Here is a 26,355-nt window from a genome sequence, read left to right on the forward strand (position 1 = left end):
GACCAGGCAGTCCTCCGGCTTGGCGCCAAGTCGTTCGGCGGCAAGCAGGTAGGGAACCGGTGACGGCTTGCCTTCCGCGACTGCGGCGGCATCCACGAGCACGCCCGGAACCGGTAGCCCGGTCCGGGCAAACCGCCCGCGCACCCGGTGCTCGTAGTTCGAAGTCACCAGCGCCCAGCAGCCCGAGGGCAAGCGGGGCAGCAACTCGGACGCACCGTCGAAAGCGGCATAGACACCGGACCTGACGTCCTCATCCTCAAGCTCGTGCAACGCGGCCAGGCACTCCCGCGCGTCGTGCTCCGGGGCTACCGCCGCGAAGGTCTCCAATGGCCGCGTTCGCAGCGCCACTTGGTAGACCGCGACAGGGTCGAGTCCGTAACGCGCCGCCCATGCCTCCCAGACTTGGCGCTGGTTGGCCACCGCGTCGATCAACGTCCCGTCGACATCAAAGAGGACACACTTCGCGGAACCCCGCTGCGTAAGTTCGCTGATCACGCCGAGATCATGCCATCAGCCCATCAAGCTGGCGTTGCGGGACAGCCCTTAGGCGCGGGCTCGCCGGGTTCGTACTCGCGCGAGCCTCGGCAGGGCTCGCGGACGGCACCATCCGCGAGGACGTCGGGCACCTGGACCGGATGCGGGCCTGGTTGGGTCGGCCGCCGAGGGATATGGAGCCGGCCGACGCCGACGGATGGTTCGGGAAGGTGCTGCGGGGTTCGCCGAGCGGCACCCGCCCGGCTCGCGCTCAGGCGCTGACCCCGTACTGCCTGTTCCTGGAGCTGCGGCACAAGGTCGAGATCCAGCGGATGACCGGGCGGGTCGTCGAGTGCCCGATCGACGAGACGAACCGGCTGCGGGAGTCCAAGGACGCGGCTTTGCGGATCAGCGGATTCCGCCGACCGAGCCGGAGGTCAAGACGCTGTTCACCGGCTGGGCGGTGGGCCGGATCGTTGTTGGAGGGTGACCGGTTGGGGTGCGGTCTGACCTTCGCCAGGGGGCCGGCCCATCGAACTCACCCCTGCCGCCCCGCTCCACACCCGCACGGACCCCACCTCGGGCTACGGAGCACCGCACCAACCACGAGGCCCTGATGGGTACATCCGGGATCCGTCCGGATGGATCCGCCCGCCTCGCCGCCTGCGACGAGCCGTTCACGAGAGCCGTGTACCCGGCCGGAGCAGGGCGAACGATCGGTCGGTTCCCCAGGGGATGAGACCGTTTCCCGGGCGGGTTCGTCCGCGAGCGGAAGCGGGCGAACGCTGTGTACGGGGAGGGTGCACCTTGACGGAGCAACGCGAAAATCGACGGCGAACGGTGTTGACGGCGTTGGAGCCGGGTGAGGTCCGGCACGGAATCGTGTCCTCGGTCCGGGACTTCGGGGTCTTCGTGGACATCGGCGGGCTCGACGGAATGGTGAGCGCCGCGAACCTGACGTGGGCGCACTTCGATCATTTCTCCGAGGTCGCCCACGTTGGGCAGTCGGTGACCGTCGTGGTGCTCGACATCGATTCGGATCGCGAACGGGTGTCGTTGTCGTTGAAGGATTTGGAGCCGGATCCCCTCGTCGCCTTCGCTCGGTCCCGACTCGGCGAGGAGATCTCGGGGATCGTGGACGGGATCATTCCGCCCGGGGTGGTAGTCCGTCTGGAGGCCGGGGTCCATGGGCTGGTGCCTGCCGACGAACCGGGCTTGGCACGGTTGGCGGCGGATGACCGCGGCTGCGCCGTGGGCGACGTCGTGACGGTCGGGGTCTGCGGCATCAATCTGCGCCGACGGCGGGTCCGACTCCGCATCGTCGAGGTGGCGCACTGACCCTCCCGGTCGGGGTGCGCGATGGCGCCCGGACGGACACACGGCGCCGATCGCGTCACCGCCCGAAGCAGCCGCCGGGCGACGTCACGCACCCGCGAGGCTCGGCCCGGGGTCGGGTCGCCCCTCGCACGGCGACAGGAAACGCACGAGGCTCATGCCCGGGGTACGCGCATGACCGCGCGCCCGAGGCGCGGCCCACACGATGACCGCCGCCTTCGTCGTCGACCGGCGGTGCGCGTGCCGAACCGGCCCCCGCGGCCTGCTCCTTCGTGGTCGTGGCTCCCGTCGGCTCGACCGCCTCGGTCGTGGTGTGCGATGTCGGTGGTGCCGGTTAGGCTCCGCGTTCGCCGGCCCGGCCCGGGTCCGGACGCTCGTGTCGCGGGGGGCTCGGGCGGCGCGGTGCTGGCGTGGTGTGGCCCCGGGGGTGTCATGGAGTTCGACGACGAGGCGTTCCAGGCGGATCTCATGCGGGCGGATTGGCCCGAGACGTACGAGGGGACCGTCGGGGACGTGCGGGTGGTGGTCGCGTCGATGCCGCTCGAGGTCGGGGACGGCTTCGTGTACGACCGGGTGCCGTGGGGCCGCTTCTCGCACGCGTACGGCCCCGGCGCGGACGTCCCCGAACTTCTGGAGCGGCTGCGTTCCGCCGACGCCCGCACGGCGGAGGAGGCGTTGTCCTCGTTGTGGGGCTCGATCTGTCATCAGGGCACGCGGTGTTCGGTGGCGCCGCTCGCCGTGCCGTTCCTGCTGCGCATCGCCGCGGACCGGTCCACACACCACCGCGACCACGTCCTTTGGCTGGCCGCGACGGTGGCGCGCCGCGAGTACTGGGGCCACTGGATACGCGAGGGTCTGCTGCGGGTCGCGGACGCCGACGACGACGTGAGCGTCGACATGAAGGGCTATCCGCAGAACTGGACGGTCCGCGCGGCGCGGGACGCGATCGCCGCGGACGCGCACGTGGTGATCGCGCTCCTGGACGACCCGGACCTTGAGGTGCGCGAGGCCGCCGGGTACGCCCTGGCCGCGTCGACGAGCCGGGCCGGGGAGATCTCCGCCGCCCTGCGCGCGCGCCTGTGCGTCGAGAAGGTGCCCCGGGTGCGGGCGGGCCTGGTCCTGGCGATCGCGCAACTGGCCCGGGAACACCGGCACGAGGACGCCGCCGCGTGGACACGCGCCCTGTGGTCGGACCCCACCCGCCCGGCCGAGGTCGTGGTGAGCGCCGCGCTGGGCTGGCTGTGCCTGGTCGACGACCCGGTCCCCGACGAACTGCGCGCCGTCCTGGACGAGAGTGTCACGCACGAACACGCCCGCCTGATGGCCCTGGTGCCCTGGGTGAGGATGATGGACCACACCGACGACGGCCCGGCCCACATCTTGCGGAGGATGCTCGACCCGAACGCCTGCCCTCCGCCCGTCCTCCCCGATCCGTGGCCGGACCCGGAGACCCGCAAGGGGTGCGCCGACGACCCACCCTTCTGACGAGACCGGCACCCCCGGGCCGAGCCGGGCCCGCCGACCGTGAGCCGCCGTCACAGGGCCGCCGCCCCAAAGGCATCGGATCAGACCTTCGCGCCCTGTCGAAGTTGAGATCCTGGCGAACGCCCGAGCTGCGGACCCTGTGCGGGAGGGTGATTCTCCATCGCCGAACGCCTCGCCCACACCGGAGCTATGCCACCCGGCTGGGAGAACGCCTTCGCCACGGTCCGGCGCGCCGACTTCGTCCCCGACCGCATCTGGCCCTTCCGCAACGGCGTTCACGAACGAGCCGTAGACCGCGACCCGGACGCCTGGCTCGCCGCCCTCGAGGACGACATCCCGCTCGTGACCCAGTGGGACGACGGCGCCCACACCCGCGACGAACCAGGTGAACTTGCCACGTCGTCCAACCCTGGGACAGGGCGGCGAAGATCGCCTTCATGCCCCGGTCGGAGGCGGCCCGGAACGTCTGCCACAGGTTGACCGGAGGCGACGACTCGGACGGGGCCGGCCGCGGCCGGATGGGTTGACGCCGGGTCGAGTGAACGAGCGGGCGGCCGGGTTCGTGGCCACCGGCTCGTTGACGCTCCGGCCGTCTCGGGTCCGCCGTCTTCAATCCCCCGTCGAAACCTTTACTGCAAGGCACGGGACGTGCGACGGCGAGCTGAGACCGTCGCCTCGCTCGATCGGCATCTGCCCGAGCAGCGCAATCCGTGGACTCTGAACGGCAACCTCTACATCGACATCGACGATGAGCAGACCGGCTACCTCTTCTCCGATTGGGACCCCGAGGATGTGGCGATCCTCGAAGCGGTCATCGGGTATCACCCCACTTGGGCGGTGCAGATCGACATCCCCGGGCGGATTGAAGGCACCGCAGAGATTCACCAAATGATCGCTCTGCTGCTTGAGCATGGAGGCGTGGCAACGGACGACTACACCACCCACCCATGGACCCTGCCGGAAATCCTGTCTGGAGCGGTGATCGACGGCCTGCGCTTCTTCGACTTGCGCGGCTACCACGAACGCAGCCGCGAACACGTGCGCTCCTGACTCGATCAACTCACCGGCGCAAGTTCAGAGAAACATGTGTTCGCTGCCCCGTCCTCATCGTCAGCCGTCGAGGACGTCGAGAGCGTCGAGGCCGTCGACGACGAACCGAGACGCGGGGCATCGCTTCGACGTCGTCTCGTGAGTCGTCGTTCGACACCGTGTGCCTATCGGGTGACGGATGCTCCGCGACGGCCGGGCCCGCCGGTCAGTCGATGCTGTCGATGATGCGGAAGTCGCGCTCGACGCCGTCGGGGAGGGCCACCAGGGCCTTCTGGTATGCCTCGCTCTCGTATGCCGCGACGGCCTGTTCGAAGCTGTCGAACTCGATCAGGACGACGCGTTGCGTGATTCCGGCCTCGTGGGCGACGACTCGACTGCCGAGGGACAGGGTGCGCCCGCCCCCGGCCCGGACAGCCGGACCGGCCAGCCTGTCGTAGGCGGTCAGCGCCTCAGGGTCGGAAATGGCGGGGTAGACACTGACCCAGTAGCCCTTGGCCATGGAAACCTCCTGTGTTCGGCCGGACGCGTCCGACTTCGAATCGACACTCGGATCGATCGATCCCGCCGACCGGTACTGCGGTCGGTTGGATCGTCATATGCGCAGGTTAGGGCTCGATGTGCCATCGAGGGAAAGACCGGTGCGGTATAGACTCAGAACGGATCGTTATCAATCGGCAGGGAGGGCACATGGCGCCGGATACGGTGAGCCTGCGCTACTTCCTGGTGCTGGCCCAGGAGTTGAACTTCACCCGCGCGGCCGCACGGATCGGAATCGCACAGCCCGCACTCAGCGCCCGGATGCGCCGATTGGAGGCGGAACTCGGTACGGCCCTGCTGGTCCGCAACACGCGTAGCGTCGTATTGACCACGGCCGGTGCGGCTTTGGCGGAGTCCGCGCCGCCCGCGCTGGCGGCACTGGACCGGGCGTGGGACACCGCCCGGAGCGCGGCGGCCGGTGAACTGGGCACGCTGCGCATCGGATACAGCCTCAGCACCGGGGCCGAGACGGCACCGGCCCTGGTGGACAGGCTCATTCGCGGCAACAGCGGACTCGAGGTCGGCGCGGTCCCGATGGCGACACCGGAGATCTCCCCCGCGGTCGCCGACGGCCGCATCGATGCCGGGATCACCCGCGGCGAACAGCCGGGCCGTGGTGTGCGCCGGTTCCTGCTGCGGCGTGAGCGCGTGGGGGTCCAGCTGGCGCAGCACCATCCGTTGGCCGAACACCCGGAGATCGAGATCGCCGAAGCGGCCGCGTATCCGCTGCGACTCCCGGACCGTACGGCCAACCCCGTGATCCACGATCAGCTGTCCGCACTGTTCCGGGACGCCCGACCGCACCCCCGATTCCACACGCCCGCAGTCTCGTTCGACATGTCTCAGCGCGACCTGTGCGACGGGGTCACCCTCGCCCCGGCCGGCGAAGCCGCGGCCACGGCACAACCGGCCGATCTCACCTGGCGACCGCTGCGGGGCGCGCCCGGCCTGACGATCCACCTGGTCCTCCCACGCGAGCAGTCGCCACTACACCGCCGCATCCGTGACGTCGCCAAAACCCTGGCGCACGAGCTGCACTGGCTGCCGGACTGACGCGCAAGAAACAAAGCGAGACGGACGCCTGCGGTGGCGAGGCCGAAGACCCTGCGCCCGGCGGACTTCGCGGTGATGACGACGACTGCGGTCTTGCCGAATGTCCGACAACGACCTCGCTACGCCGGCGGGTCGGCATCCGATGATGGCCACGGGTCCGGTCCCCGAGTCGTACACCGCGGCGAAGACCACGAACTTGCCCAACGGACCCTTGGATATCAGTCAGGCAAGTTCGCTCCGGAGTACTTGCCTGACTTGCCTGACTTGCCTGACCCCTGCCGGGCACCCTGGATGATTGATCAGGACGAGGAACCCCGGGGTAATTGCAGAGCTCAGAGCACTGCGGACGCCGGCAACCACCGAGAGGACATCCGCCACAGCGGGTCCCATCGGACAGAGTGCTCCGGCCTCTCGAAAAAGCCATGGCGAGGCTATGGACCACCGGAGGCGTGTCCGCCATCGCCATGAGCCAATTCCGTGCCGGGCCAACGCGATTCGTGCGCGGCACGTGCTCGAAGTTCGGTCTACCGGCAGCCGACGTAAGTCCTGACGTCGACGGGCCGAGAAAGCCGTCCGCGTGAGCGCTCCCTCGGGAGTGGGCGTTCCGCTTACGGCTCATGATGCCCCGGCACCTCTCCGCCCGTCTCCCGAACGCGGCCAACTCTTCGACCAGATCCTCTGGCTCGGAGAAGGCTTCTGCCGCGCGCACGCGGTCTGTTCGCCGTGCCCGCCTTGCAGAGCGCGTGGCTCATGGTCGGCCACCCCGCGGCGCTGTACGCGGGGTAGCTCGAGCATGACCCGGGGATGTGGCCGCGCCGGGAAGCGGTCGGTCCTGCCGCGCCGGGCGGCGCCGTCGGGCGCGTCGGCGCTACCGCCGCGTGGTCACCGCGCCACGGCGGCTGCGGTTGCCCGGATTGCCCCGCCGGCCGCCGGTACGTACGACTCCGGCAGGCTCTCGCGGGTCGTGGCCCAGTGGAGGAGGTCGGCGTCGGCCAGCGTGGGCACCCACAGGTCGACGAGCGCCAGTTCCTCGTCGCGAGGGTCGGGACCCACACCCAGGACGCGCAGGCCCGCACGCGTCGCGGAGAGGATGCCGCAGTACGAGTCCTCCACCGCCAGGGTCACGGCGGGAGCGGCGCCGCAGGCTCGGGTGGCCGCGAGGTAGAGGTCCGGGTCGGGCTTGGGGCGAAGGTCCCCGTCCGGGACCAGGATGTCGACGAAGCGCGGGAGCAGTCCGGCGTGGGACAGCCCCGACTCCACCACGTCACGGGGACAGTTGCTCGCCACGGCAAGGGGTGCGAAGTGCGAGACCAGGCCCACGAATTCGGTCGCTCCGGGAATCGTCACGGGATCGGCCGCGACCAACTTGCGGAAGTGGTCGAGGAGTTGCTCCGTCACTTGGTCGGCACGGTCGGCCGACAGGCCCGCCACTTCGGACATGACCCGTCCGCATTCGGTGAAATGCAAACCTTTGGTGCGTTCGCCGAAGTCGCTCGGAGTCGTGACGCCGTATCCGCGAAGGACGAGTTCGCGCGCCTCCACCCAGTGGCATTCGCTGTCCATCAGGGTTCCGTCGCAGTCGAAAACGATGGCCGCCGGGGTCCAGGAGAGAAGGGAGTTGCCTGTCATCGATGAGCCGTCCGATCGAGAGGAGCGGGCCCCGAAGGCGCCCGCGCGAAGTCCAGAGGCGGCGGTGCGGGCACGTTCCTCCGAAGGGGCTCCCGCGTACGACGCCGGCCCGAAACATAACGATCATTACGCTAAGTCGAATACGCTTTGTATTCAAATATCCACATTGCGTCAGCGTGTCGCGGGTCGGCGTGGGTCGGCGGCGGCCTACCGGCCCCGGCCCCGGCCCCGATGCGAGCCGTCGAGCATGCGCGACACCGAGCGTTCCATCGCCCCGCGGGTGGCCGGGTCACCGAAAGCCGGCCCGTCCCCGAACCGGGTCATCGTCACATCGCCCCGTGCGACGCCGATGCCGGCAACGCGCCGAGGTCGAGGCGGCGCCACGGGCGGACGTCGGCGTGCATGGTGCGGCGCATCATGCACAGGGCCGCTCGGGCCGGTTCGGCGTCGATGTGGTCGACGGCGTCCTGTGCCACCGCCACCCGAAAACGTCGGATGTGGGCGTCGCACCGGGTCGCGGACTCCAGCGGGGTCTGATGGAAGTCCTTCCGGGAGCGCGGCATCACGGTCGACCGAGTCGCCCCCGGAACGGTGTGGACCCCGCTGATTCCCGCGACGTACCCCCGGGAACGGGATCACCTCCTTCGGACAACGGACTCCCGCAGGCCGCGCCGCGCACCCGGAAGAGATCGCGGCCTCCACGTGTTTCCTCGCGTCGAACCGGCTCTCCGGCTACTACTCGGGAGAGGTCCCGGCGGCCATCGAAGGAGGGACGTTGCCCGGCCGAACCGGGCACCGGCCCCACAACCCGTGATCCCCGGCTATTCGGCCTCCACGCGAATCCTCGGTGCGGCTTCGCCCTCGGCGGCGCCCGTCGCGCCGGCCAGGGCCTCCTCCGCGCGCCCCGGATCGGCAAGCAGGGCGGGCAGGAGCAGGCGCCACAGATCGGTCAGGTCGTCCTCGATGTCGGCACGGCCGGAGAGCGCGTCGGAGACGGTGTGCATACCGAAGAAGGCGTGGATGATCGAGCGGGCGGCCGCCGCCGGATCGACGCGCTCCGCCAACTCGCCCTCCTCCCGCGCCCGATCCAACAGCGCGCGGGCGTGGGCGATCCAGCCCACGAAGGGAGTCGGCAGTATCGCGTCGATGGCGTAGCGTTCTCCCCACAGCCGCGCTCCGCCACGGACCACCGGATCGTCGCGATAGGCCCGGGCCACCGCGAAGCTCAGCCGCACCAGGCCCTCCAACGCGGGCGCGTCCGCCGGGCTTTGCCGTTCGATCAGCTCCGGCCAAGTGGCGAAGTGCGCCTCGACGACCGCGCGGGCGAGGGCGTCCTTGTTGGAGAAGTGGAAATAGATGGCGCCGCTGGTGAGCCCGGACGCGTTGCCGATGTCACTGATGCTCGTCCCGGCGAAGCCCCGCTCGTGGAACAGACGTGCCGCCGTCTCCAGAAGGGATTGGCGAGTCGTTCCTGCCCGTGCCTGCACGTGCCACCTCCGGCTCGGATATCTGCGTGGAAACTGGTGCTGTCGCGGCTCGTGTCCGCGGATGCCCGACGCCACACGACAGCACGTCGATCGCCGGCTGTTCCAGGCGCGTTCGATGCCGCGCGATGCACGGCGAGAAGACGACGTGCACCTTCCCGACCTGTGGGTTCTGCTTGTATTCATGACTACCTTTGGCGGCGGCGCGGCGTCCTCGGGTCTCTCGGTGAGACCGCTGAGCTGGTCGCGCACCGTGGCACGAGAGTCGGTACACCGGACCTCGGTGGCCGAGGTGTTGCTGACCGATGTGGTGCGCCTCGCGGAGGCGTCCTTTTTGACGGCGGCCCAATGGCCTCGCTCGCATCCCACGTTCCGGCCGGTCGGCGACGGCGGACACAGTCGGCTGATGATCGTGGAAACCCTTCGCCAACTGGGGATCTTCATCCCGTCGCAGTTCTTCTCGGTGCCCTTGGAAGCGCACTTTCTGATCAAGGACCTTTTCTACGGTGTCGACATCGCCATGGAGCCGCGTTTGCAGAGCGGCGCCACCGATATCACCTGTTTGGCGGAGGTCGACGACCTGCGCCCCGCCCACGACGGGCACGGACTGAGGGGGCTGCGACTGCGCATTCGCCTCTCGGCCGGCGTCACGACCTTCGCTCGCGCGGGAGGCAATGCGCGATTTCTGGACGCGGGTACGTACGCGGCTCTGCGCGGCGCGTACCCGAGGCCGCAAGCGCCTCGATCGCGCCGTAGACCGACGCCGGAGGCGGTGGACGCGGTCCTGCCCCGCGACGTGCTGCTCGCACACAGCGACGGCGGGACCCTGGAGCTGGATCCGGCCGACCACCTGCATCCGTTCTTCTTCGACCACACCGGCGACCACGTGCCCGGAATGGTGCTCGTCGAGGCCGCCCGGCAGGCGATCGCGTTCCTGAGCGACGGCGAGTTGTTGCGGCCGACCGCGTTTCGACTGCGTACCCCGCACTTCACCGAGTTCGATCCGCCGGCCCGGGTCGAGTGCCTCCTGCACCGCGGTCGGCAGGCATCGTTTCGTTTCCGGCAGGGAGCGAGCCACACGGCCGCGGGCGCACTGCGCTACCGATGAGGCGCCGCCCGACACCGCGTGACCGCCTCGCCACAGGGAACGGGTGCCGAGGCGCCATTCCCGGCTTCGAGACAGGGTCACGGCGGCCGTACGTCACGGGAATCGCCGGGCCCCGGAATGATTAACGCACCTGCGTTAACGTCCGCGACATGGAAAACGCGGCGGCCACCCGGCTCTGCGGGAAGCCCGTCGGCCACGGGCTAAAAAAGCTCGACGCGCGTGCCCTGAACCTGCCGGGTGGCACTCTCTCGCACTGGCGCGCCCTCCGACACCGGCAATCTCTCGCCCGGCTTCGCCACGTGCGCGCTCGCCGAACGCGAGCTGCGCCAATGCGCCGACTCCGGCTCCGACTCCGACTCCGTACCGGCCCCGCCGGCAGGCCCGGGCATACGACCGAGCAAGCCCACGGGGCCGAGCCCGACGCCATCGCATTCGACGTCGAAGCAGCCTTGTTGGCGAGGCGGCCGTCGTTACTCACCACGCCGCCGAACACCGCGACGAGGCAGGGCCGACGGGGCCCTGCCCATCGCCCGGCCCGTCACCGCAGCCAGGCGTGCGGTGACGGGAACGACCCCGGGCCGCACCGCCCCGGCACCGACGTCGAACGCCGGCTCGGCGAAGGCGAGATGCGCGATACCGGCATCCATTCGAACCGCCGACGCCCCGACGCCGTCGTGACTCTGCAGCCCACGCCTACCTCGCACCGATCGTCGTACGGGCTCGGCCGTGTCCTCCCGCCGCCGAGCCACGCCGCCTCGGTCCGGTGGGCCGGGAATCGGGGTGGGCTCTCGTGCGGCTGCATTCTCGGCGGATTCGCTCACGTCGTCGGATTCCGGACGGTATGACAGAGCGGATGCGACGGACGAGGGCTGAGGAGGGGTGGGGTGGCAGGCGTGCGCGCGGTTCTGTTCGTGCTGCTCGGCGGTGCGGTTCTGGTGACCTGGTGGCGGAGCAGGTATCCCGGAGGGTGGGCTTTCGCCTTCGGCGCGGGTTACGCGAGCGATCGGGAGGATCTGGCCCGGGCACGGCGGGAGTTGCGTGGCGTGGAGAAGGCGCTCGGCAGGTTGGAGACGGCCGCGCGGAAACGGGTCGAGGCGGAGAGCGCCCGGCACGACCGGCGGCTGGACACGCTGGAGCGCGCGGTCGAGGATCTTCGCAACCCGGGCCTGGGCGTGCACCGGAAGGAGCGAGTCGGGGAACTCGTCTTGTACGAGCACGCGGTGGTCTCGTCCCGCGCGGGGACGATTCCGCTCGCCGGCCTCCAGGCACGCTTCGAGTCCGGAGCACTGACCCATTCCGTCTACCTGACGCGGCCCGATGGCAGGGTGCACCGGGCCAAGTACCCCCATCGTCATGCACCCGGTTCGGTGGAGGAGGCGGAGAACGTGCGGCTCTTCGACGAGGAACGGGTGCGCGACTTCGCGGTGGCGATCCAGAACGCCGTGGCGGCCGAGAACGATTTCCGGTCCCACCTGCCCGCGTGGCTCGAACGGAGACAGGAAGAGTTGGACGAGGCCCGGCAGGACACCGCGGCTCTGGAGGAGGCCCGTCGGCATCTGTCGCAGGTACTGACCGGTCGAGGCCGCGACAGCCGTCGGAAGGAGGCCCTGGCCGGGCTGAGCGAAGCGTGTGACCGGTGGCAGGAACTCACGGGGTGCCGGCCGTCGAAGTAACGGGACCCCGCGCCCGGACGCCCCGCCGGAGGCGGAATCCGGCCGATACGCTTGCGAGGGGACGACGGATTCCCGCACGCCGCAATCGGTGGTCTCGCCGGCAACGACGTGGCGTCCATCCGGCGGGCGATACCGCCGCCGAAGTCGCGGACGGCGCCGTGCAGACGCGACGGTATTCGCGCCCGCCCGGCTGCGCCACCCTGCCCGACACCACACCCAGGGCACCGGCCGGGCGCGACCACGCGGTACAACACCGACGCCCCTCGGCGCCGCCCTCTCGCATATCGATGGCCGCGTTCCGGTCCGGCTGGAAATGGGCGGTCGACATCGCGGAACGCCTGCTCCCCTGCCGCCGGCATACGGCCCGTCGACATCAACAGGTCCGCGATCGAGGCCGGTTCCACCGCTCAGCCGTCCTTGCAGCGACGGCCCCGCCCCGGCAGACGTCCCCGTCGGGGCTCGGCGGCACGCCTCGCCCCAAAGCGCCGAGGAGCACGTCGACGGCTGCCGGAGGTCAGGAAGCGGGCCTGCGGGTCAGCACGGTGGAGCGCAGAGCCGGGTGAGGTGGTCGGGGGTATGCAGCGGTCGGGTCTTGAGCACGAAGGCCCGGCGCAGCTCCGGGTAGCGTTCGCCCGGGCCGCCACGGAAGTTGCGGGCCATTTCATCGAGTTCGGCGGCGCGGTAGGACGCCAGCGGGCGGGTGCCCTCGTTCTCCTCGAGCCGTTGCTTCTTGCGACCCAGGCGGGCGGCTGTCGAGTCGGATGCGGCCAGTTCGGCGGCGTGACGGGCCACCCGGGTGCGGAACCCGGCCGGAGTGTCCCGGACCGAGGCTTCGATCAGGCCCAGGGACTCGGCCCGGGACGCGCTCAGCGGGAGGGCCTCGGTGGTCAATCGGTGGGCGGTCTCGGCGCCGACACGGCGGGGCAGGGTGTAGGTCCAGTACTCCGATCCGTGCAGGCCCATCAGCCGATAGTGCGGGTTGAGGACGGCCGCTTCGCGGCACCAGACCTCGTCGGCGGCCAGAGCCAGCATCAGGCCGCCGGCCGCCGCGCTGCCGGGCAGGGCGGCGACGGTGAGCCGGTCGGTCGTGGTCAGGACGGCCTCGACCAGATCGTTCATGGCGGTGATGTTGGACCATGACTCGGACACGGGGTCGGTGGCGGCTTCGATCACGCCGAGGTGGATGCCGTTCGAGAAGATGTCCCGCTCGGGGCCGAGCACGAGCACCGAGGTGGGTCGGGTGCAAGCGGCGCGGTAGGCGGCCAGCAGGCGTCGGCACTGGCTCGTGCTCATGGCGCCGCCGGGGAAGGAGAACTCCAGGAAGCCGACCGGTCCTTCCTCGGTGTAGCGGATCTGCGCGTACGTGGCGCGGTACGCGGCCTGCTCGGGGGACACCGGCACGTCCGGGACATCGGCCAGGTGCGCTGCCAGGACGTCTGCCGCCGGGAGCTTCCAGGCCGGTGGCGAGCCCTTCGCGCGGCTTCGTCGCAGTTCGGGGATCCAGACCGCGCCGTCGGTGGTGGCTCGGCAGATCGCCCCGTCGCGGGTGGCCAGGATCCGCCCCGGGGTCCCATCGCGGAGTTCGTCCTCGGGGTGACCGCCATGCAGGTAGTAGGCGGTGCCGTGGAGTTCGTCCAGGACTCCCGGGCGGGAGTCCGCCGCACGCAGTTTGCGCAGCACGGTCCGGGTGTCGTCGACGGCCCAGTCGATCCGGCGGTGGCTCTGGTCGTGGTACGGGCGCAGCCGGCCTCGGGCGTCCGGGGCGGAGGGATCGAGCGCCACGGGAGTCCGGTCCGGGTCGGCGAATCGTTCCACCGCAAGCAGCACTGCCTGAACCGCCGCCTCCGCGACCTCGCCGCGGTACAGGTCGCTCTTCGCCACTCCGGTCGGCATGCGGAACGGTACGGAGGCCCATGCGTCGCCGGCGTCCATCTCGGCGGCCGCCTGGAGCACGGTGACGCCCCACTCCCGCGCTTCGTCGTGGAGCGCCCAGTCGAGGGACGAGGGGCCGCGGTCGCCGAGCGGTCCGGGGTGCACGATCAGGACGGGCCGGGCGGACCAGATGTCCTCCGGCACGGCGGTGGTCAACATGGGTGCGAGGACCAGGTCGGGGCTCGTCCGGTCCACCCCCTCCCGCAGTGCGTGCTCGCCGAGCGCGAGTTGCACGCAGACGGTATGGCCCAGGTCCCGCAGGACCGTGTGCAGGCGCTGGGTCAGACTGTTGAACGCGTCGGCGATCAGCAGGATGCGCAAGGGAACCTCTCCTTCGATGCCGGTGCGGTCGGCACTTCCTGCCCGCGCCTGCGGACAGCCTGACTCCCGGGGCACGTCGGCGGGTCGAGGTGCCGCCGACCCGACCGGGGGCGTCCCTGCGGGAAGGGTGCTTCCGTGCAAGGCCCCAGGGTCTCGGACGACCCGCCGGCCATCACCGGGCGAAGGTGGGCCGCGCGGCTGCCGCCGCCGACCTTGTGCTGCGGTCCCACCGCAACGCCCGCAGCGGACATCCGACCGGCCACCCGCCGCGTGGATCGTGCCACGGGACGCCCGAAGCCCGAGGACGTCGCCCGGGACGCTTCCGGGGCCGCACGCGTCGCAGCCGCGCCCGGACCGGCGGCGGTATGCGAGCGGTACACGGCGTTCATGTCGATCACCGCGGACAGGCCCGACATCCTCGATCCCGCCTTCGCACCGGGAAGTCGGACCGCCGACCTGCGCGAGATCGTCCTGGACGACGCCCGCAGGGACGAATGCATGGCGCAGACGACCACCGTCACCGCCCGCCCCGTGCCCGGCAGGTCTTCGAGAGCGCCTCGGGCACCCGGCTGCTCCCCCGCGTCCTGGACAAGACGATCGAGACGAAGATGTCGGTGCCCGAGGCAAACCCGAAGGCGACCACTCCCCGGACCATCGCACTCCTGGGCGGGAGGGGCCCTTCCGGGAGATCAGGACCACGTTCCTGGCGTGCGTCCTCGTCCCGGTGCCCGCCGCACCCGACGCTCCGGTCACGGTCGTGACCGGCGAACTGGGCCACGTGGGTGGTGTCCACGGCCTCGGTGACCGCCGTTCGTTCCCCGACGTGCGCGGTGAAGGCGTCGACGACGCGCCGCGAGCTCCCTTCGACACAACGATCGGTGTTCCGCCGGCCCTGCCCCGGCAGGTAGACGGCGGTGACGAGGGCGAGGAAGCGGGTGATTTCCTCGGCGGTCAAGAGATTTCGGATGCACCCCCACCTTCGATGGGCGACGTCGAGCGTGGGCCCGCCGTCCCCGGGACACTCGAAGGCAAGCCCCGAGAGCGCGAGTTCGTCGAAGCTCCGGCGTCGCCCGGCTATACGTGGTGACGGGACGCGCGAAGTGGGCGGCGTGTCGGGACCGGGTGTCGTCATGCCTCCTCGATAGCGCCCCCCGGTGTTCGAGCCCGGCGTGTCCCGCCCGGCGACATCACGTGTCGCGCCGACTTGCCCCGTTCGGAGCATCGCCCCGCGCCTGCGGTGTACGCGGGTTCGGCACGTCGACGACCGCCCGACCGGCACACCTTGGGCCGGTGATCGGACATCGGTTGTGGTCCTCCCGGCGGTCACCCCGGCCCGGTCGAGACGGTGAGCGCGCGACGTCGTCCGCCGGTGCGGGACACGGTTCCCGGCCCGGGCCGTGTGGGATCACGGAAACGGGTGTGTCCACGGCGCACTTCTCGTCCCCCGGAAGCCGGGAGGGTGAGGTTGGGGGCGACGACCGCGAGTTCCTGAATCCTGGGTGCCGGCCACGAGGCGCAGAGCTGCCGGCAGGCCGTCCGGGAGGCTGCCGCATGTCGGCGCGTCGGGCTCCCTGTTGCGGTCGGTCTCACCAGCCGTCGCCGACTTGCCGGCGTCGAACCCACTCCGAGAAGCCGAAGGCTTCCGGCCCGGATACGGGTAGGCGCCCGTCTCGCCGACCAGCCGGACCCGGCCCCGGTGGGCCCGTTGACGACGAGCAACCAGTAGCAGAGTTCATCGTCGGCGCCCAACACGACGGAGCCATGGCCGTAGACGTCGGCGACACGCTCGTCGTGGTCCGCCGCGAGGGGCTCGCCCTCCCAGGCCCAGGTCTCCAGGAGCGGGAACGGCGCGGCAGGATCCCGGTCGCCCCAGTGGGGCCAACCCGGCGTGAGCCATCCCAGGGGCAACAGACCACCGTCCTCCGGCGGTCCGACCGAGGACCCGTTGGAAATCTCCGCGACCAGACTCCGATACGGCTCCGGAAGCACGGCTCCGTTCTCGGCTTCCCACGTCGAGACGGCCTCGTATCCGAGAGCCGGCTCCCGCCGACCCGGCTCGAACGCAGAGCGCAGGAAGTCCAGGACGGCCTCGTCGGGACGCTCGTCAGGCGATGCGATTGTCATGACGACACGCTCGCAAACGGGACCGACCAAGCCGCTGCGCGTATCCGTACCGGACTCCGGGACTCCGGGTCGCGCCCCACGAACAGCCGTCGTGGCAATGCGACTTGGCGACCGAACGAGAGGGTCGGGTCGAGGCCATGGTTGCTCGGGCTGCGGGCGCGGCGCCCCGGTGCGCGTCACCTCCGCACTACCCACCATTCGTGGCCGGCCTTGCGATCGCCGCGCCCGCCGCGGTCGTGGGCACCATGCTCGGCGAATACATGGGAAGCACCACGGGCCTGGGCGTGGCGATGGTGCAGGCCCAGTCCGCCCGGCAGGTCGAGCGCACCTGGGCACTGGGCGCAACCGCCGCCGCGCTCGCCCTGATCGGCTACGTCGGTGTGCGCCTTCCGGGGCGGCTCGCCACCCCGTGGGCCCGCGACGGCGCGCACCTGGCCGTGGGTCCGGCGCCGGTCGCCGTCGCCGGCTCGTGGCTCCGGGTCGCGGTCGCCGCCTCCACGGTCGCGGCGACCGTCGCGGTCGCGCTCGGCGGCCGGCACCTGTTCGTGCGGGCACTCGGTCTCGACCCCTACTTCGCGAAGACCCCGGCGGACGTGGGACGCGTTTTCGCCCAGGGCCCGGGTGTAGGCACCCACTGGTCCGACCTGGCCGACGCCTTCGAGGCCACGGCCGGACACGCCCTCGTCGGTCTCGCCGCCGGCTTCGCCGCAGCCGTCCTCCTGGCCGTCGCCGTCGCGCTGCGCCCGCGCTCGACCGGCTGCTCGCGCCGTACCTCATCGTCCTCGCCGCCATCCCGATCGCCGCGATGGTCCCCGTCATCGCCCTGGTGCTGGGCCGCGGCCAGACCTCGGCCGCCGTTGTGGTCGGCCTGCTCACCTTCCTGCCCACCTTCGTCAACGCCTCATTGGGCCTCGACGCGGCGCCCGGTCAGGCACGGGAATTGATCCACGTCAACGGCGGCTCCCGCCTCCAGGTGCTCGCGCTCGTCCAACTCCGGTACAGCGTGCCGTGGTTGTTCGCCGCAGCGCGCATCGCCGCCCCCGGCGCGATCGGTGGGGCACCGGTCGCCGAATGGCTCATCACCGGTGACGGTCTGGCCGCGCTGTTGCAACGCAGCCGCAACATGGGCGACTTCAGGGCCATCTGGGCCTACGGCATCGCGGCGGTCGTGGTGTCGCTGCTCGTCTACGCCGCGGTCACCGCATTGGAGATCCTCGCGTTGCGCCCCAAGGAAGCCCGATGACCGCGACAACTCCGAGGACCACCGGCCGGCCACCACCCCGGACATGGCGGTGGTCGGCTCCCTCGACGTCGGCCTCACCCGCCACAGGGCACGGCTGCCGAGCCCGGGCGAGACCGTGTCCGGCCGCAACCTGCTGCGGCCGACCGGCGGCAAGGGCGTGAACCGGGCGGTCGCGGCCGCCCGACTGGGCCGCCGGGTCGCGATGTTCGGCCGGGTGGGCACCGACCCGGCCGGCTCGTGGCCCCGGGAGGCCGAGGAAGCCGAGCAGGTCGAGCAGGTCGAGCAGGTCGAGCAGGATGTCCGTGTCGCCGATCGCGGCGTCCAACGCGGCCCCGGCGGCGCGGAGTTCGTCGACCGCGCGGCGCGGGTGAGGCAGCCGCCGCCGACCGCCTCGTCGTTGACTTGTCGCAAGCCTTGACGCACCATGTTGAGGCAAGAGGTGAGACAAGGAGGCGTCATGCCGAAAGGAACGACTCCGAACAGTGCCCGGTCGATGCGCCCGGCGGATCTCGAGCGGGCCGGCGTGTGGCTGGCCGGGCACGGCCTGGCCGACGTCCGGCCGACACCCTTGCTGGCCATGCGTCTGGCGGTCCGGCGAAGTACCCGTCTGGCCGCCCACGTCCTGCCGGCGGCGTTCATCATCGTCGCGGCCCTCATCCACGTCACCCACCGGCCCGACGACACCGCGGCCGACGGGTCCTGGCCCTACCGCCACTGGTCGTTGCTCGCCCTGACGGCGGCGGCGGCCGGGCTGGTACTGGCCCAGTCGCTGCTGGACCGGTGGGTACGGCGGGTCGACCGGCGGGCCGGCGCGACGTTGCCGCGGCGGGCCGCCCACCCGGTCCGGCTCGGCTGGCGCACCGTTCTCGGCGGGCCGCGCGCCGCGTTCGCGGTCGCCACGTTCGCCGGCGCGACGGCACTGGCGATCGCCGCCCTGACGATGCGGGACTCCACCGCGCGCTACGCGGCGCTCGTCCTGCTCATCGCCCTGTGCGGGATCGCGGTCGGCATGGTCGTGCAGTTGCGCCATATCCTGACGCACCCGGTCGTGGCCGACGACGAGGTCTCGCTGACCGCCGACCTCATCATGCGGGTCGAGGACGCCCGCGAGGTCGCCGCGCCCACCGTGGTGTGGTGCCTGCCGATCGCGTCGGTGTTCGACACCGCGCTCGGCTGGTGGAACGCCGCCTGGCTCGTCTTCGTCGTCCTGGGCGCCGGCACGCTCGCCCTGATCACGGCGCGGACCGCACCGAGCGGCACGGTGGCGCGGCACGCCACGAGCGGCCGGTGAACCGGTGATCGTCATCGACTCGGCCTCGCCCGTCCCGCCGTTCGAGCAGCTCCGTGCGCAGCTCGCCCGGCAGATCCGAAGCCACACACTGGCCGTGGGCACCCGCCTGCCGACCATCCGCCGTCTGGCCGCCAACCTCGGCCTGGCCGCCAACACCGTCGGCCGGGCCTACCGGGAGCTGGAGGAGGCAGGGCTGATCGAGACCCGCCGAGCCGCCGGCTCGTTCGTGGCCGCGGCCGGCGAGAAGGGACGCGAACAGGCACGCCGCGCCGCCGCCGAGTACGCCGCCGTCATCGCCGGCGCCGGCATCGACACCGACGAGGCCATCCGCATCGTCCGAGCCGCGCTGACCAACGGCACCACGACACCATCCTCGCCGTAACCGGCCGGATCCGCCGACGAGGTGACGTCCACCGCCGGCACCGACGGGTCCCGTCGGCGCCGGTCAACGTGTTCACCACCCATGCGGGCGCTACGGTGCCGGGCGTGAGCGAGACGACCGTGCACCGGATCAAGGTGACACTGCGGGAGATCCGTGTGGGCTCAGCCCTCTGCTTCACCGAACTTCCCTACGAGTTCGCGATGCCGGTCTGCGGCTTGTTTCGCCTGGACGGGGTCGACGGTCGATCCCGGCATGCCGCCCAAGCGCTCGACCCACGCCGCGACGCGCAGCTGCTCCCGCCGGGCATGCTCCCGGCAAGCGAGGCAGGTGACTTGGTCCGGGCGCGGCGAGGTCATCGCGTAAGCCACTCGCACTCCGCATCGACATCGAGAAGGACGCAATAGTCCACTCCGATCGCGGCAGTAACCAAACGTCCGAGGAATTCACCCGACCACTGAGCCGTCACGACATTCGCCAGTCGGTCGGACGCGCCGGAGTGTGCCGGGGAAATTCGATGGGGCTTGGGCGGCCGAGGCCGACAAGTAAGTCAAGCCTTACTTTTATGGAGACTTATTTGCATAGTGGAGGGCCGAGCCAGGAGGTGGACGACTTTGCCACAGTTGAATGAATGTTCCGCATGGCAGGTCGAGGTGGAGCAGGCCCATGTATCGGCTATGTACAGGCTGCTCGACGAACGAGTGGCGGACGTGCGGGCCCGGTTGCATGACGTGCTGAAGTCGTCGGCCGACAGCGTGGGAGGGATGTACGCGCGCGATGTCGCCGCAGAGCGCCTGACAGGGCATGTCAACCGGCTCGCAGGGGCCGAGGAGGGGCTGGTGTTCGGCCGGATCGACGGCGCGGACGGCACCGTCCTGCGCATCGGACGGCTGGGCCTGCACGTGGACGACCGGGAGCTGCCGCTGCTCGTCGACTGGCGGGCGGAAGCGGCGCGGCCCTTCTATACGGCGACGACGGTCCATCCGATGGGGCTGCGGCGGCGCCGCCACCTGCGGGTGGAAGAACGCGTTGTGCGTGCGGTGAGTGACGAGTTGCTGGACGGATCCGCGCCGACAGCCGGCGACATCGTCGGCGACGGCCCGTTGACGGAGGCGCTGGAGGCGCGGCGGACGGGGCGGATGCGTGCAGCAGTGGCAACGTTGCAGGCGGAGCAGGACGCGATTGTTCGTTCCCCTCATCGAGGGGTGACGGTGGTCGAGGGCGGACCGGGCACGGGCAAGACCGTCGTGGCGCTACACCGGGCGGCGTACGTGCTGTATACGTTCCCGCGCGCCGCCAGAAGCGGTGTCCTGGTGCTCGGGCCGACCGCGCGGTTCCTCGACTACGTCTCGCGTGTACTCCCCTCGCTCGGGGAGAACGATGTAGTCCTGGCGACGTGCGGGGAGCTTGCCGGAGTGGTGCCCGCCGCTGTGGAGCCGTCCGATGTTGCACGGCTCAAGGGCAGCTCCGTCATGGCTGAGGCGCTCAAGGACCTGGTGCGCTCCCGCCAGGCGCCTCCGGGCTCCCGGGCCGCCGTACGTGTGGGGCAGGAGTGGGTGCGTTTGACGAGCGGGGATGTCGCGGCGGCCCGCGCGTCTGCGGTGGCGAGCGGCTTGGCGCACAACCGTGCGCGGGAGGTGTTCAAGGAGCACCTGATCGGCACGGTCACAAGCACGCTGGAGCGTGCCGCCACCGAGGCCCTCGCGCACATCGACGCCGAGATCACCGACGGCACGAGCCTCGACCTCGATGCCGCGGCCGAGGCCGACCTGCGGGCTCTCGGCTTCGATGGCGTGGCAACCGTCGATCCGGCCGAGTTGTTCGATGCGGAGGCGCTGCGCGCGAACCTCATGGGCGACGCCCACACCGAGGGTGTGGTGGAGTCCTTGTGGCCACGGCTGCCGCCCGAGACGGTGGTTCGGGACCTGCTCACGGATGCCCTCACCGCAGCCGTACACCTGCCGTCACTCACCGATGACGAACGCGCTCTGCTGCGCTCGGCCGACGCTCCGTGGACCGATGCCGATGTGGCGCTGCTGGACGAGGCGGCGAACCTGGTGGACGGTCCGACGGGCCGGACGTTCGGGCACATCGTCGTCGACGAGGCCCAGGAACTGACCGCCATGCAATGGCGGATGGTGCTGCGCCGATGCCCGGCCAGGTCGATGACGCTGGTGGGCGATTTTGCCCAAGCGGGCCCCGCGACGACAGCGAGCGGCTGGGCCCAGGCGCTGGGACCGCATCTCGGCACCCGGTTCACCGTGCACACACTGACGGTCAGCTACCGCACGACCAAGGAGATCCTGGCCGCCACCCGGGCCCTGCTCGCGCGGATCGCCCCCGGTAGCACGCCGAGCCGGTCCATCCGCCACGGCGAGCCTCCCCGCAGCCTCACCGCATCTCCGCACACTCTCGCCGCGACCGTGGCCGGGGAGCTCCGGGCCCAAGCCGCCGCCAATCCGGGCGACCTGCCGGCCGTGATCTGCGCGGATGCTCGACTCGACGAGCTGGCGTCGGCCGGCATCACGGAGTGGGCGCGGCTCGTACCCGCATCCGAGGCGCGCGGCCTGGAGTTCGATATGAGCATTGTTGTCGGCCCACAGGAGATTATCGAGGCCCGCCCCAGCGGCGAACGTGATCTGTATGTCGCTTTCACACGTGCCACCAAGAGGCTCTGTTTGATCGCCGTCCGCCCCGGGTGAACACCACGCCTCATGACGGCCCTTGAGGGCGTCACGACTTACTGACCTTTGCGGATCCGATGGTCGTCGTTCATTGCGTCAGGGAGGTTGCCGCGACGAAGCCGTTGACGAGTGCGGGGCGATGCTGGATGCGCCGCAGGCCTCGGCGGGCAACGGTGACGAGCTCGTCGAGGGTACGGGCGCCGAGGTCGGCCGGAGGTCCGTTCTTCAGCTGCGCCCAACTGCCCTCGACCGGGTAGAGGTCGGGAGAGTACGGCGGCAGGACGACCGGGTCGGCCAGTCGACCAATACGATCGGTCGGCCGAAGGTCCGGTCGGCGTGGAGGCGGCCTGGCGCTGGTGGGACGGGCAAGGCCGCCCCGCCGTCCGCGACTTCGGCCTCGCGGTCACCGTCGATACGAGCGCCGACGGGGCCGTTGTCGGGCAACAGGCGTGGTATGGCGAGCGGAACCACCTGCTCGCCGTGCAAAGGATCACCGCGATGCAGGACATGTGGCCGTGCATCCGGCCCGTGTCCATGAAGCGGGCGGGTGCGGCGCGGGCCTGGTCGGCCGTGGCGTCGCCTCGGGCAACAGCGTCGACGAGTTCGAGGGGGCGAGCAATTCGATCGCCCCATCTGCGGCTTCGTCCAGGCGCGGGCAGGAGTGGCAGTGGGTCGCCTGCACCGTGCGTACGCACCGGGGGCCGCCCGGGTCCGCGACGGCATGCCACCCGACGTCCGGCAACATTTCGACGCGGGCAGGGACCGGATCACCGCGGATCCGTACGGCCCCGGCTCCTCCGCGATCGGCGGCCATCGCGACTGTCCCCACGTCTCGCGGACAGCGTGCAGGCGCTCGCGAGAGTCCCCGATTCCGGTTCGCGTTCCCGGAGCCGAGCCGAGGTGAGGTGAGGTGAGGCGAGGCGACCGTCGACCAGGGCTGCCGACCCGAGGTCGACCGGTGGACGCACACCGCGGAACCGTCCACCACATCCACTTCATGGCGTTCCCGACAGTGTCCCCGCTGGTGGCCCGACAACCGAAGACGGATTCGAGCGACGACTCAGTCGGTGGTGTCCCACGTCTTGAGGACCGCCGCGACGCTCGCCGCGGTGGAGGACGCGCTGGTCAACTCGTCGGCGAGCGCGGTGACTCCGGCCTGGGTGAGCTTGATCGACAAGCCGCACGCCGTGAGGTAGCCGTGGGCCACCGCGACGGCCACACGCAGGTTCGAGTGCTCCAGCCAGCGCATGCGGCCCAGGCTGTGCGCGAGCGCCGCGGCCTTGGCGTAGGGGCCGTGGTAGACGTCCTGTCCGGCGATCACCGCCCGATGCCGTTCCACGGCCGCGACCGGGACCCCGTAGTCGTCCGGGGCCGGATCGTCGCGCCCCGCGCGACGTGCCACCTCGAGGATCCACGCCAGATCCACGCCCACACTCACCCGCGTGCCTCGATCTCGTCCAGCAGGTCGCCGTAGCCGTCCAGGACCTCCTGGGCGCCCGCGAGGAACACCTCGCGCAGACGCTCGTTGTCCGTGCGGATCAACTGTTCGACGTACTCGTTCACCGGCATGCGCCGTGTCTCCGCAGCCTGCCGCGCCATTTCCGCCGCGGCCTCCTCCAACCGGAGGTTCACCTGTGTCTTCGCCATGACCCGCAAGCTACCACCTGATAGCAGCACGGAGAATCGGGAACGAGACACCCCGGCCCCGGACGCACACGTCTCACCACGGTTTCGCGCTTGCGGCTTGACGAAGATCACCCCACGATGCGCTCGGCGTGCCCGGTCCGTGAGCCCGCACGCACGACGAACGGGGACGGTGAACGGCGATGCGAACGTCATCGGGAATCCCGGTACTGCTGTTGGCCGTCGCCCTGAGCGGGACACTCGGCGCGTGCACACGCACGGAGGACGGCAACGGCGTCGAGGACGGCGTGACGATGGTGGCGGTGCCGGTGAGGCGGGCGACGCCGAGAGCCTCGCGACGGAGGGCGGCGCGGACACGGCCGGCGTCGGTGGGGCGCCTCGGGCGCACAGGCGCGGCCGGAGCGCCCGGGAGACCACGTGCGCCGCAGCCGTTACCTACCGCGAGCGCGAAGAAGACCTCGAAGTACCCCGCGCGCAAGGCGTCGCGCGGTTCGGACCCGGTCCCGTACATCAACCAGGGCGCGGAGGGGATCGGGCTGTTCGGCATCGAGGGGTCCAAGCCCTGCGCCGCTGCGGCGGGCGTGTTCCTGAGCCACCGCGTCGTCAGGCCCGACCAGTCCGGCTACGGCCGGATCCTGGGTCAGGCGATGTTCAACAGCAAACGCCTGTACGCCGCCATCGTCACCCTGGGCCTGGACCACGGGGACATCGTCGTCGCGCCCGCCCAGCGACTGCCCGCCGAGCGCGAACACCCCCACGACGAGAAGGCCCTGCGCGAGCAGTTGCGGTTCATCCACGACCGCATCGTGGTCAAGTCCAACGAACAGATCCTGGCCGACCCGGAGGCCATGAAACTGCTCGCCGAACTGGGCTCCGACCAGATCATCATCGGCTACGCGTTCAACGCCCGGATCGACGGGAAGCCCAACACGAGCCTCGACAAGGCCAACCCGGCTCAACCGCAGGATCGTCGAGATCCTGAACGTGGCCCCGGCAAAGGCGGGTGCCAAGGGCCTGGTCGCCCCGAACGACCAGCCCGACGTCATCCTCAGCGGCTCGGCATTCGAACGGAAGCTGTACAAGAACCACTACCTGGCTCCCCTGCCGGCCCGCCTCGGTGTCCAGGACGACCCGAGGATCGACGCGGTCGACTACCTCGTCTCCTGCACGATGGACCCGTGGGTGACCGACACCTCGGAGGGTGACTTCATCGGCAAGGTCCTGCGCCCGGCGGTGGCCGCGGGTGTCCGCAAGGCGATCGCCGAGATCTTCCACAAGTAGACCCCACACTCCGGACCCGTGCCCGCCGCCGGGATCGGTCGGCGGCGGGCACGGGTCCGGGCGACGGACGTCCGGGTCGGGTCGGGTCGGGTCGCAACCGTGTGGGCGCGGCGGAGGCAATGGAGGTCCCCGACGTAGGCACGGTTCCGAGGCCTGGGCCGCCCCGCGCTTGGGCGGGGGCGATGAACAGCACAACCCCACCGCGAGACGACGCACCACCCAAGTGCGGCGCACGGCCCTCCCCCATCAACGCCCGGCTCGCCGCCGAGCAGAGCGGAGGCCCCACCTGGCCCACGTACGTGGGAGACCACGAAGTGGGGTGGAAGGAACCGCAGTCCGACGGCCGCCACGTCCTGACGCGATCCGTCGATCCCGCCACGCCGCAGGAGGTGCTGCCCCACGGAGCCTGAAACGTCCGCAGCCGGGTCATCGACTACGGGGGCGGGACTGGCCGGCCCTGCCCGGCGGCAGAAACGGCAAGCCCACGACCGTCGTCTTCTCCGACTTCGACGACCAACGCCCGTACTCCCACCGGCTCGGTTCCGTCCGCCGTACGCGGTGACTCCATCGGCCGGAGCAGGTCAGGCTGGGAAACGGCCATCGCGTCACCTCTCAACGAGCTTCGCTACTCGCAGAGTTGCGCAATGGCCGCCCCATGACCAGAGACATGCCGAGATCGCCGCTACGCCACTCGGCCCGACACCGTCCGCTCAGCTCTTCCGCTCACCCAGGACACAGAATTCGTTGCCCTCCGGGTCGAGGAGGGTCACCCAGTGCTGCTCGTCCTGCATGGTGCCGGCGCGCCGGGCACCGAGGGAGAGCAGCCGGGCGACCTCGGCCTCCCGGTCGTCGGGACGGAAGTCGGGGTGGAGGCGGTTCTTCGACGTCTTGCCCTCGGGGACGGGCACGAAGAGCAGCCCAGGCATCCGGTCCGGCTCGGGCCGGATCTCGATGATCTCCTCGGATTCGTCGACCACTACCCAGCCGAGAGCCTCGGCCCACCAGCGCCCGAGAGCGATGGGGTCGGAGGAGTCGACGATGATCTGTTCCCATTCGAGTGCCATGGGCGTGAGCATAAACAGGGTCGGCCGACTGCCGGGGCTGGGGGGTGACGGGCGTCGACTGCGGTCCGGTGTGCGGATCGCGTCCCCCGCGCGGTGTAGCGGCGCGATGTGGTGGCAGCAAGTCGCGAGAAGTGATCGCTGCTACACCACTCCAGCGGACTCCATCGTTGCCGGCATGCGGTGGGGAGTTGGCGATGTTGTTCTCGGCGCTGTCGGTGAACTGCACGCGGTACCGGGGGCCACGTGGTCTCCTCAGTGTGGGGGTGGGCCGGTCACCAGGCTGCCATCGGCGTCGACGACACACACCGGTGTAGTCGCCCCGCCGGACGCGTCCCATGGCCTCCTCGGCCTCCGCGTGGCCCTCGGGCGGCAACGCCCAGTCCAGGACCACGCAATGCACCAGGTGCTCAAGGGGGTGTCGTGCGCGACCTCGTCGAAACCGAGGCCGGATCGAGGACCGCGCGGGGGTCGGCCCCCGGTTCGGCCGCCGGTGTGCCTCTCCGCGCTTCGGTCCTCCGGAAGCGCCGCGCGGATACCGCTCAACGTCCGCGGCAACGCGACGAC

At 70.7% G+C, this 26,355-nt stretch carries 24 protein-coding genes and 1 pseudogene; 15 read left to right on the forward strand and 10 right to left on the reverse strand.

Annotated features, from left to right (window positions below; genetic code table 11):
* The coding region (locus ABZ374_RS26615) for an HAD family hydrolase (protein ID WP_360315288.1) at positions 1-495 on the reverse strand (495 nt) is incomplete at its 3' end.
* Between the two features lie 714 nt (positions 496-1,209).
* Here ABZ374_RS26615 and ABZ374_RS26620 point away from each other — a divergent pair.
* The 3 genes from ABZ374_RS26620 (at position 1,210) to ABZ374_RS26630 (ending at position 4,344) form a co-directional block, all read left to right on the forward strand.
* A complete protein-coding gene (locus ABZ374_RS26620) occupies positions 1,210-1,812 on the forward strand; it encodes a S1 RNA-binding domain-containing protein (RefSeq protein ID WP_360315290.1) in 603 nt (200 codons plus the stop codon).
* A 429-nt stretch (positions 1,813-2,241) separates the two neighbouring features.
* Positions 2,242-3,294 (forward strand): hypothetical protein, encoded by a 1,053-nt coding sequence (locus ABZ374_RS26625; protein ID WP_360315292.1) that lies wholly within the window; start codon positions 2,242-2,244, stop codon positions 3,292-3,294.
* Between the two features lie 648 nt (positions 3,295-3,942).
* Complete coding sequence (locus tag ABZ374_RS26630) at positions 3,943-4,344, forward strand: hypothetical protein (RefSeq protein WP_360315294.1); 402 nt, start codon at positions 3,943-3,945, stop codon at positions 4,342-4,344.
* A gap of 205 nt (positions 4,345-4,549) precedes the next feature.
* Here the strand turns inward: ABZ374_RS26630 and ABZ374_RS26635 are convergent, their stop codons facing one another.
* Positions 4,550-4,843 carry a DUF1330 domain-containing protein gene (locus ABZ374_RS26635; protein ID WP_360315296.1) on the reverse strand — a complete coding sequence of 98 codons (294 nt, stop codon included), beginning with the start codon at positions 4,841-4,843 and terminating at the stop codon, positions 4,550-4,552.
* A gap of 188 nt (positions 4,844-5,031) precedes the next feature.
* Here ABZ374_RS26635 and ABZ374_RS26640 point away from each other — a divergent pair, with 188 nt between their 5' ends.
* A complete protein-coding gene (locus ABZ374_RS26640) occupies positions 5,032-5,934 on the forward strand; it encodes a LysR family transcriptional regulator (RefSeq protein WP_360315298.1) in 903 nt (300 codons plus the stop codon).
* 882 nt (positions 5,935-6,816) lie between these two features.
* Here ABZ374_RS26640 and ABZ374_RS26645 read toward each other — a convergent pair.
* The 3 genes from ABZ374_RS26645 to ABZ374_RS26655 all read right to left on the reverse strand — a co-directional run bounded on the left by ABZ374_RS26645 (position 6,817) and on the right by ABZ374_RS26655 (position 9,050).
* Positions 6,817-7,563, reverse strand: a complete 747-nt coding sequence (locus ABZ374_RS26645) for an HAD family phosphatase (RefSeq protein ID WP_360315300.1) — start codon at positions 7,561-7,563, stop codon at positions 6,817-6,819.
* A gap of 326 nt (positions 7,564-7,889) precedes the next feature.
* Positions 7,890-8,126: a hypothetical protein gene (locus tag ABZ374_RS26650; RefSeq protein WP_360315302.1), complete on the reverse strand. Its 237-nt coding sequence runs from the start codon at positions 8,124-8,126 to the stop codon at positions 7,890-7,892.
* Between the two features lie 258 nt (positions 8,127-8,384).
* Positions 8,385-9,050 carry a ScbR family autoregulator-binding transcription factor gene (locus ABZ374_RS26655; RefSeq protein ID WP_360315304.1) on the reverse strand — a complete coding sequence of 222 codons (666 nt, stop codon included), beginning with the start codon at positions 9,048-9,050 and terminating at the stop codon, positions 8,385-8,387.
* 181 nt (positions 9,051-9,231) lie between these two features.
* Here ABZ374_RS26655 and ABZ374_RS26660 point away from each other — a divergent pair, with 181 nt between their 5' ends.
* Positions 9,232-10,155: a ScbA/BarX family gamma-butyrolactone biosynthesis protein gene (locus ABZ374_RS26660; RefSeq protein WP_360315306.1), complete on the forward strand. Its 924-nt coding sequence runs from the start codon at positions 9,232-9,234 to the stop codon at positions 10,153-10,155.
* An 884-nt stretch (positions 10,156-11,039) separates the two neighbouring features.
* Positions 11,040-11,828 carry a hypothetical protein gene (locus ABZ374_RS26665; RefSeq protein WP_360315308.1) on the forward strand — a complete coding sequence of 263 codons (789 nt, stop codon included), beginning with the start codon at positions 11,040-11,042 and terminating at the stop codon, positions 11,826-11,828.
* A 534-nt stretch (positions 11,829-12,362) separates the two neighbouring features.
* Here ABZ374_RS26665 and ABZ374_RS26670 read toward each other — a convergent pair.
* Positions 12,363-14,081 carry a hydrogenase maturation protein gene (locus tag ABZ374_RS26670; RefSeq protein ID WP_360315310.1) on the reverse strand — a complete coding sequence of 573 codons (1,719 nt, stop codon included), beginning with the start codon at positions 14,079-14,081 and terminating at the stop codon, positions 12,363-12,365.
* Between the two features lie 757 nt (positions 14,082-14,838).
* Between ABZ374_RS26670 and ABZ374_RS26675 the strand changes: the two genes are divergently transcribed.
* The 8 genes and pseudogenes from ABZ374_RS26675 (at position 14,839) to ABZ374_RS26710 (ending at position 21,820) form a co-directional block, all read left to right on the forward strand.
* Positions 14,839-15,168, forward strand: coding sequence for a hypothetical protein (locus tag ABZ374_RS26675; RefSeq protein WP_360315312.1), 330 nt, complete (start codon positions 14,839-14,841; stop codon positions 15,166-15,168).
* A gap of 1,174 nt (positions 15,169-16,342) precedes the next feature.
* Positions 16,343-16,567, forward strand: a pseudogene (locus ABZ374_RS26680) (ABC transporter permease subunit); the annotation flags it as partial.
* 107 nt (positions 16,568-16,674) lie between these two features.
* Positions 16,675-17,448 carry an ABC transporter permease subunit gene (locus ABZ374_RS26685; protein WP_360315452.1) on the forward strand — a complete coding sequence of 258 codons (774 nt, stop codon included), beginning with the start codon at positions 16,675-16,677 and terminating at the stop codon, positions 17,446-17,448.
* A 43-nt stretch (positions 17,449-17,491) separates the two neighbouring features.
* A complete protein-coding gene (locus ABZ374_RS26690) occupies positions 17,492-17,866 on the forward strand; it encodes a PfkB family carbohydrate kinase (RefSeq protein ID WP_360315314.1) in 375 nt (124 codons plus the stop codon).
* 39 nt (positions 17,867-17,905) lie between these two features.
* On the forward strand, positions 17,906-18,739 hold the full coding sequence (locus tag ABZ374_RS26695; RefSeq protein WP_360315316.1) for a hypothetical protein: 834 nt from the start codon (positions 17,906-17,908) through the stop codon (positions 18,737-18,739).
* Positions 18,740-18,743: 4 nt separating this feature from the next.
* Positions 18,744-19,121 (forward strand): GntR family transcriptional regulator, encoded by a 378-nt coding sequence (locus tag ABZ374_RS26700; RefSeq protein WP_360315318.1) that lies wholly within the window; start codon positions 18,744-18,746, stop codon positions 19,119-19,121.
* Positions 19,122-19,225: 104 nt separating this feature from the next.
* On the forward strand, positions 19,226-19,525 hold the full coding sequence (locus ABZ374_RS26705; RefSeq protein WP_360315320.1) for a hypothetical protein: 300 nt from the start codon (positions 19,226-19,228) through the stop codon (positions 19,523-19,525).
* A gap of 270 nt (positions 19,526-19,795) precedes the next feature.
* The gene (locus ABZ374_RS26710; RefSeq protein ID WP_360315322.1) at positions 19,796-21,820 is read left to right on the forward strand and encodes an AAA family ATPase; all 2,025 of its coding nucleotides are present in this window, start codon (positions 19,796-19,798) and stop codon (positions 21,818-21,820) included.
* Positions 21,821-22,862: 1,042 nt separating this feature from the next.
* On the opposite strand, the gene ABZ374_RS26715 is transcribed toward ABZ374_RS26710, so the two are convergent.
* From ABZ374_RS26715 to ABZ374_RS26725, 3 genes are all read right to left on the reverse strand, one after another.
* Positions 22,863-23,204, reverse strand: a complete 342-nt coding sequence (locus ABZ374_RS26715; RefSeq protein WP_360315324.1) for a fic family toxin-antitoxin system, toxin component — start codon at positions 23,202-23,204, stop codon at positions 22,863-22,865.
* Positions 23,205-23,236: 32 nt separating this feature from the next.
* Positions 23,237-23,449: a hypothetical protein gene (locus ABZ374_RS26720; protein WP_360315326.1), complete on the reverse strand. Its 213-nt coding sequence runs from the start codon at positions 23,447-23,449 to the stop codon at positions 23,237-23,239.
* A gap of 428 nt (positions 23,450-23,877) precedes the next feature.
* Positions 23,878-24,405 (reverse strand): hypothetical protein, encoded by a 528-nt coding sequence (locus ABZ374_RS26725; protein WP_360315328.1) that lies wholly within the window; start codon positions 24,403-24,405, stop codon positions 23,878-23,880.
* A 25-nt stretch (positions 24,406-24,430) separates the two neighbouring features.
* Here ABZ374_RS26725 and ABZ374_RS26730 point away from each other — a divergent pair, with 25 nt between their 5' ends.
* On the forward strand, positions 24,431-24,727 hold the full coding sequence (locus tag ABZ374_RS26730) for a hypothetical protein (protein WP_360315330.1): 297 nt from the start codon (positions 24,431-24,433) through the stop codon (positions 24,725-24,727).
* 710 nt (positions 24,728-25,437) lie between these two features.
* On the opposite strand, the gene ABZ374_RS26735 is transcribed toward ABZ374_RS26730, so the two are convergent.
* A complete protein-coding gene (locus tag ABZ374_RS26735; protein ID WP_360315332.1) occupies positions 25,438-25,791 on the reverse strand; it encodes a VOC family protein in 354 nt (117 codons plus the stop codon).
* Positions 25,792-26,355: the final 564 nt, after the last annotated feature.

The sequence above is a fragment of the Embleya sp. NPDC005971 genome (assembly GCF_040629175.1).
Taxonomy (GTDB): Bacteria; Actinomycetota; Actinomycetes; order Streptomycetales; family Streptomycetaceae; genus Embleya.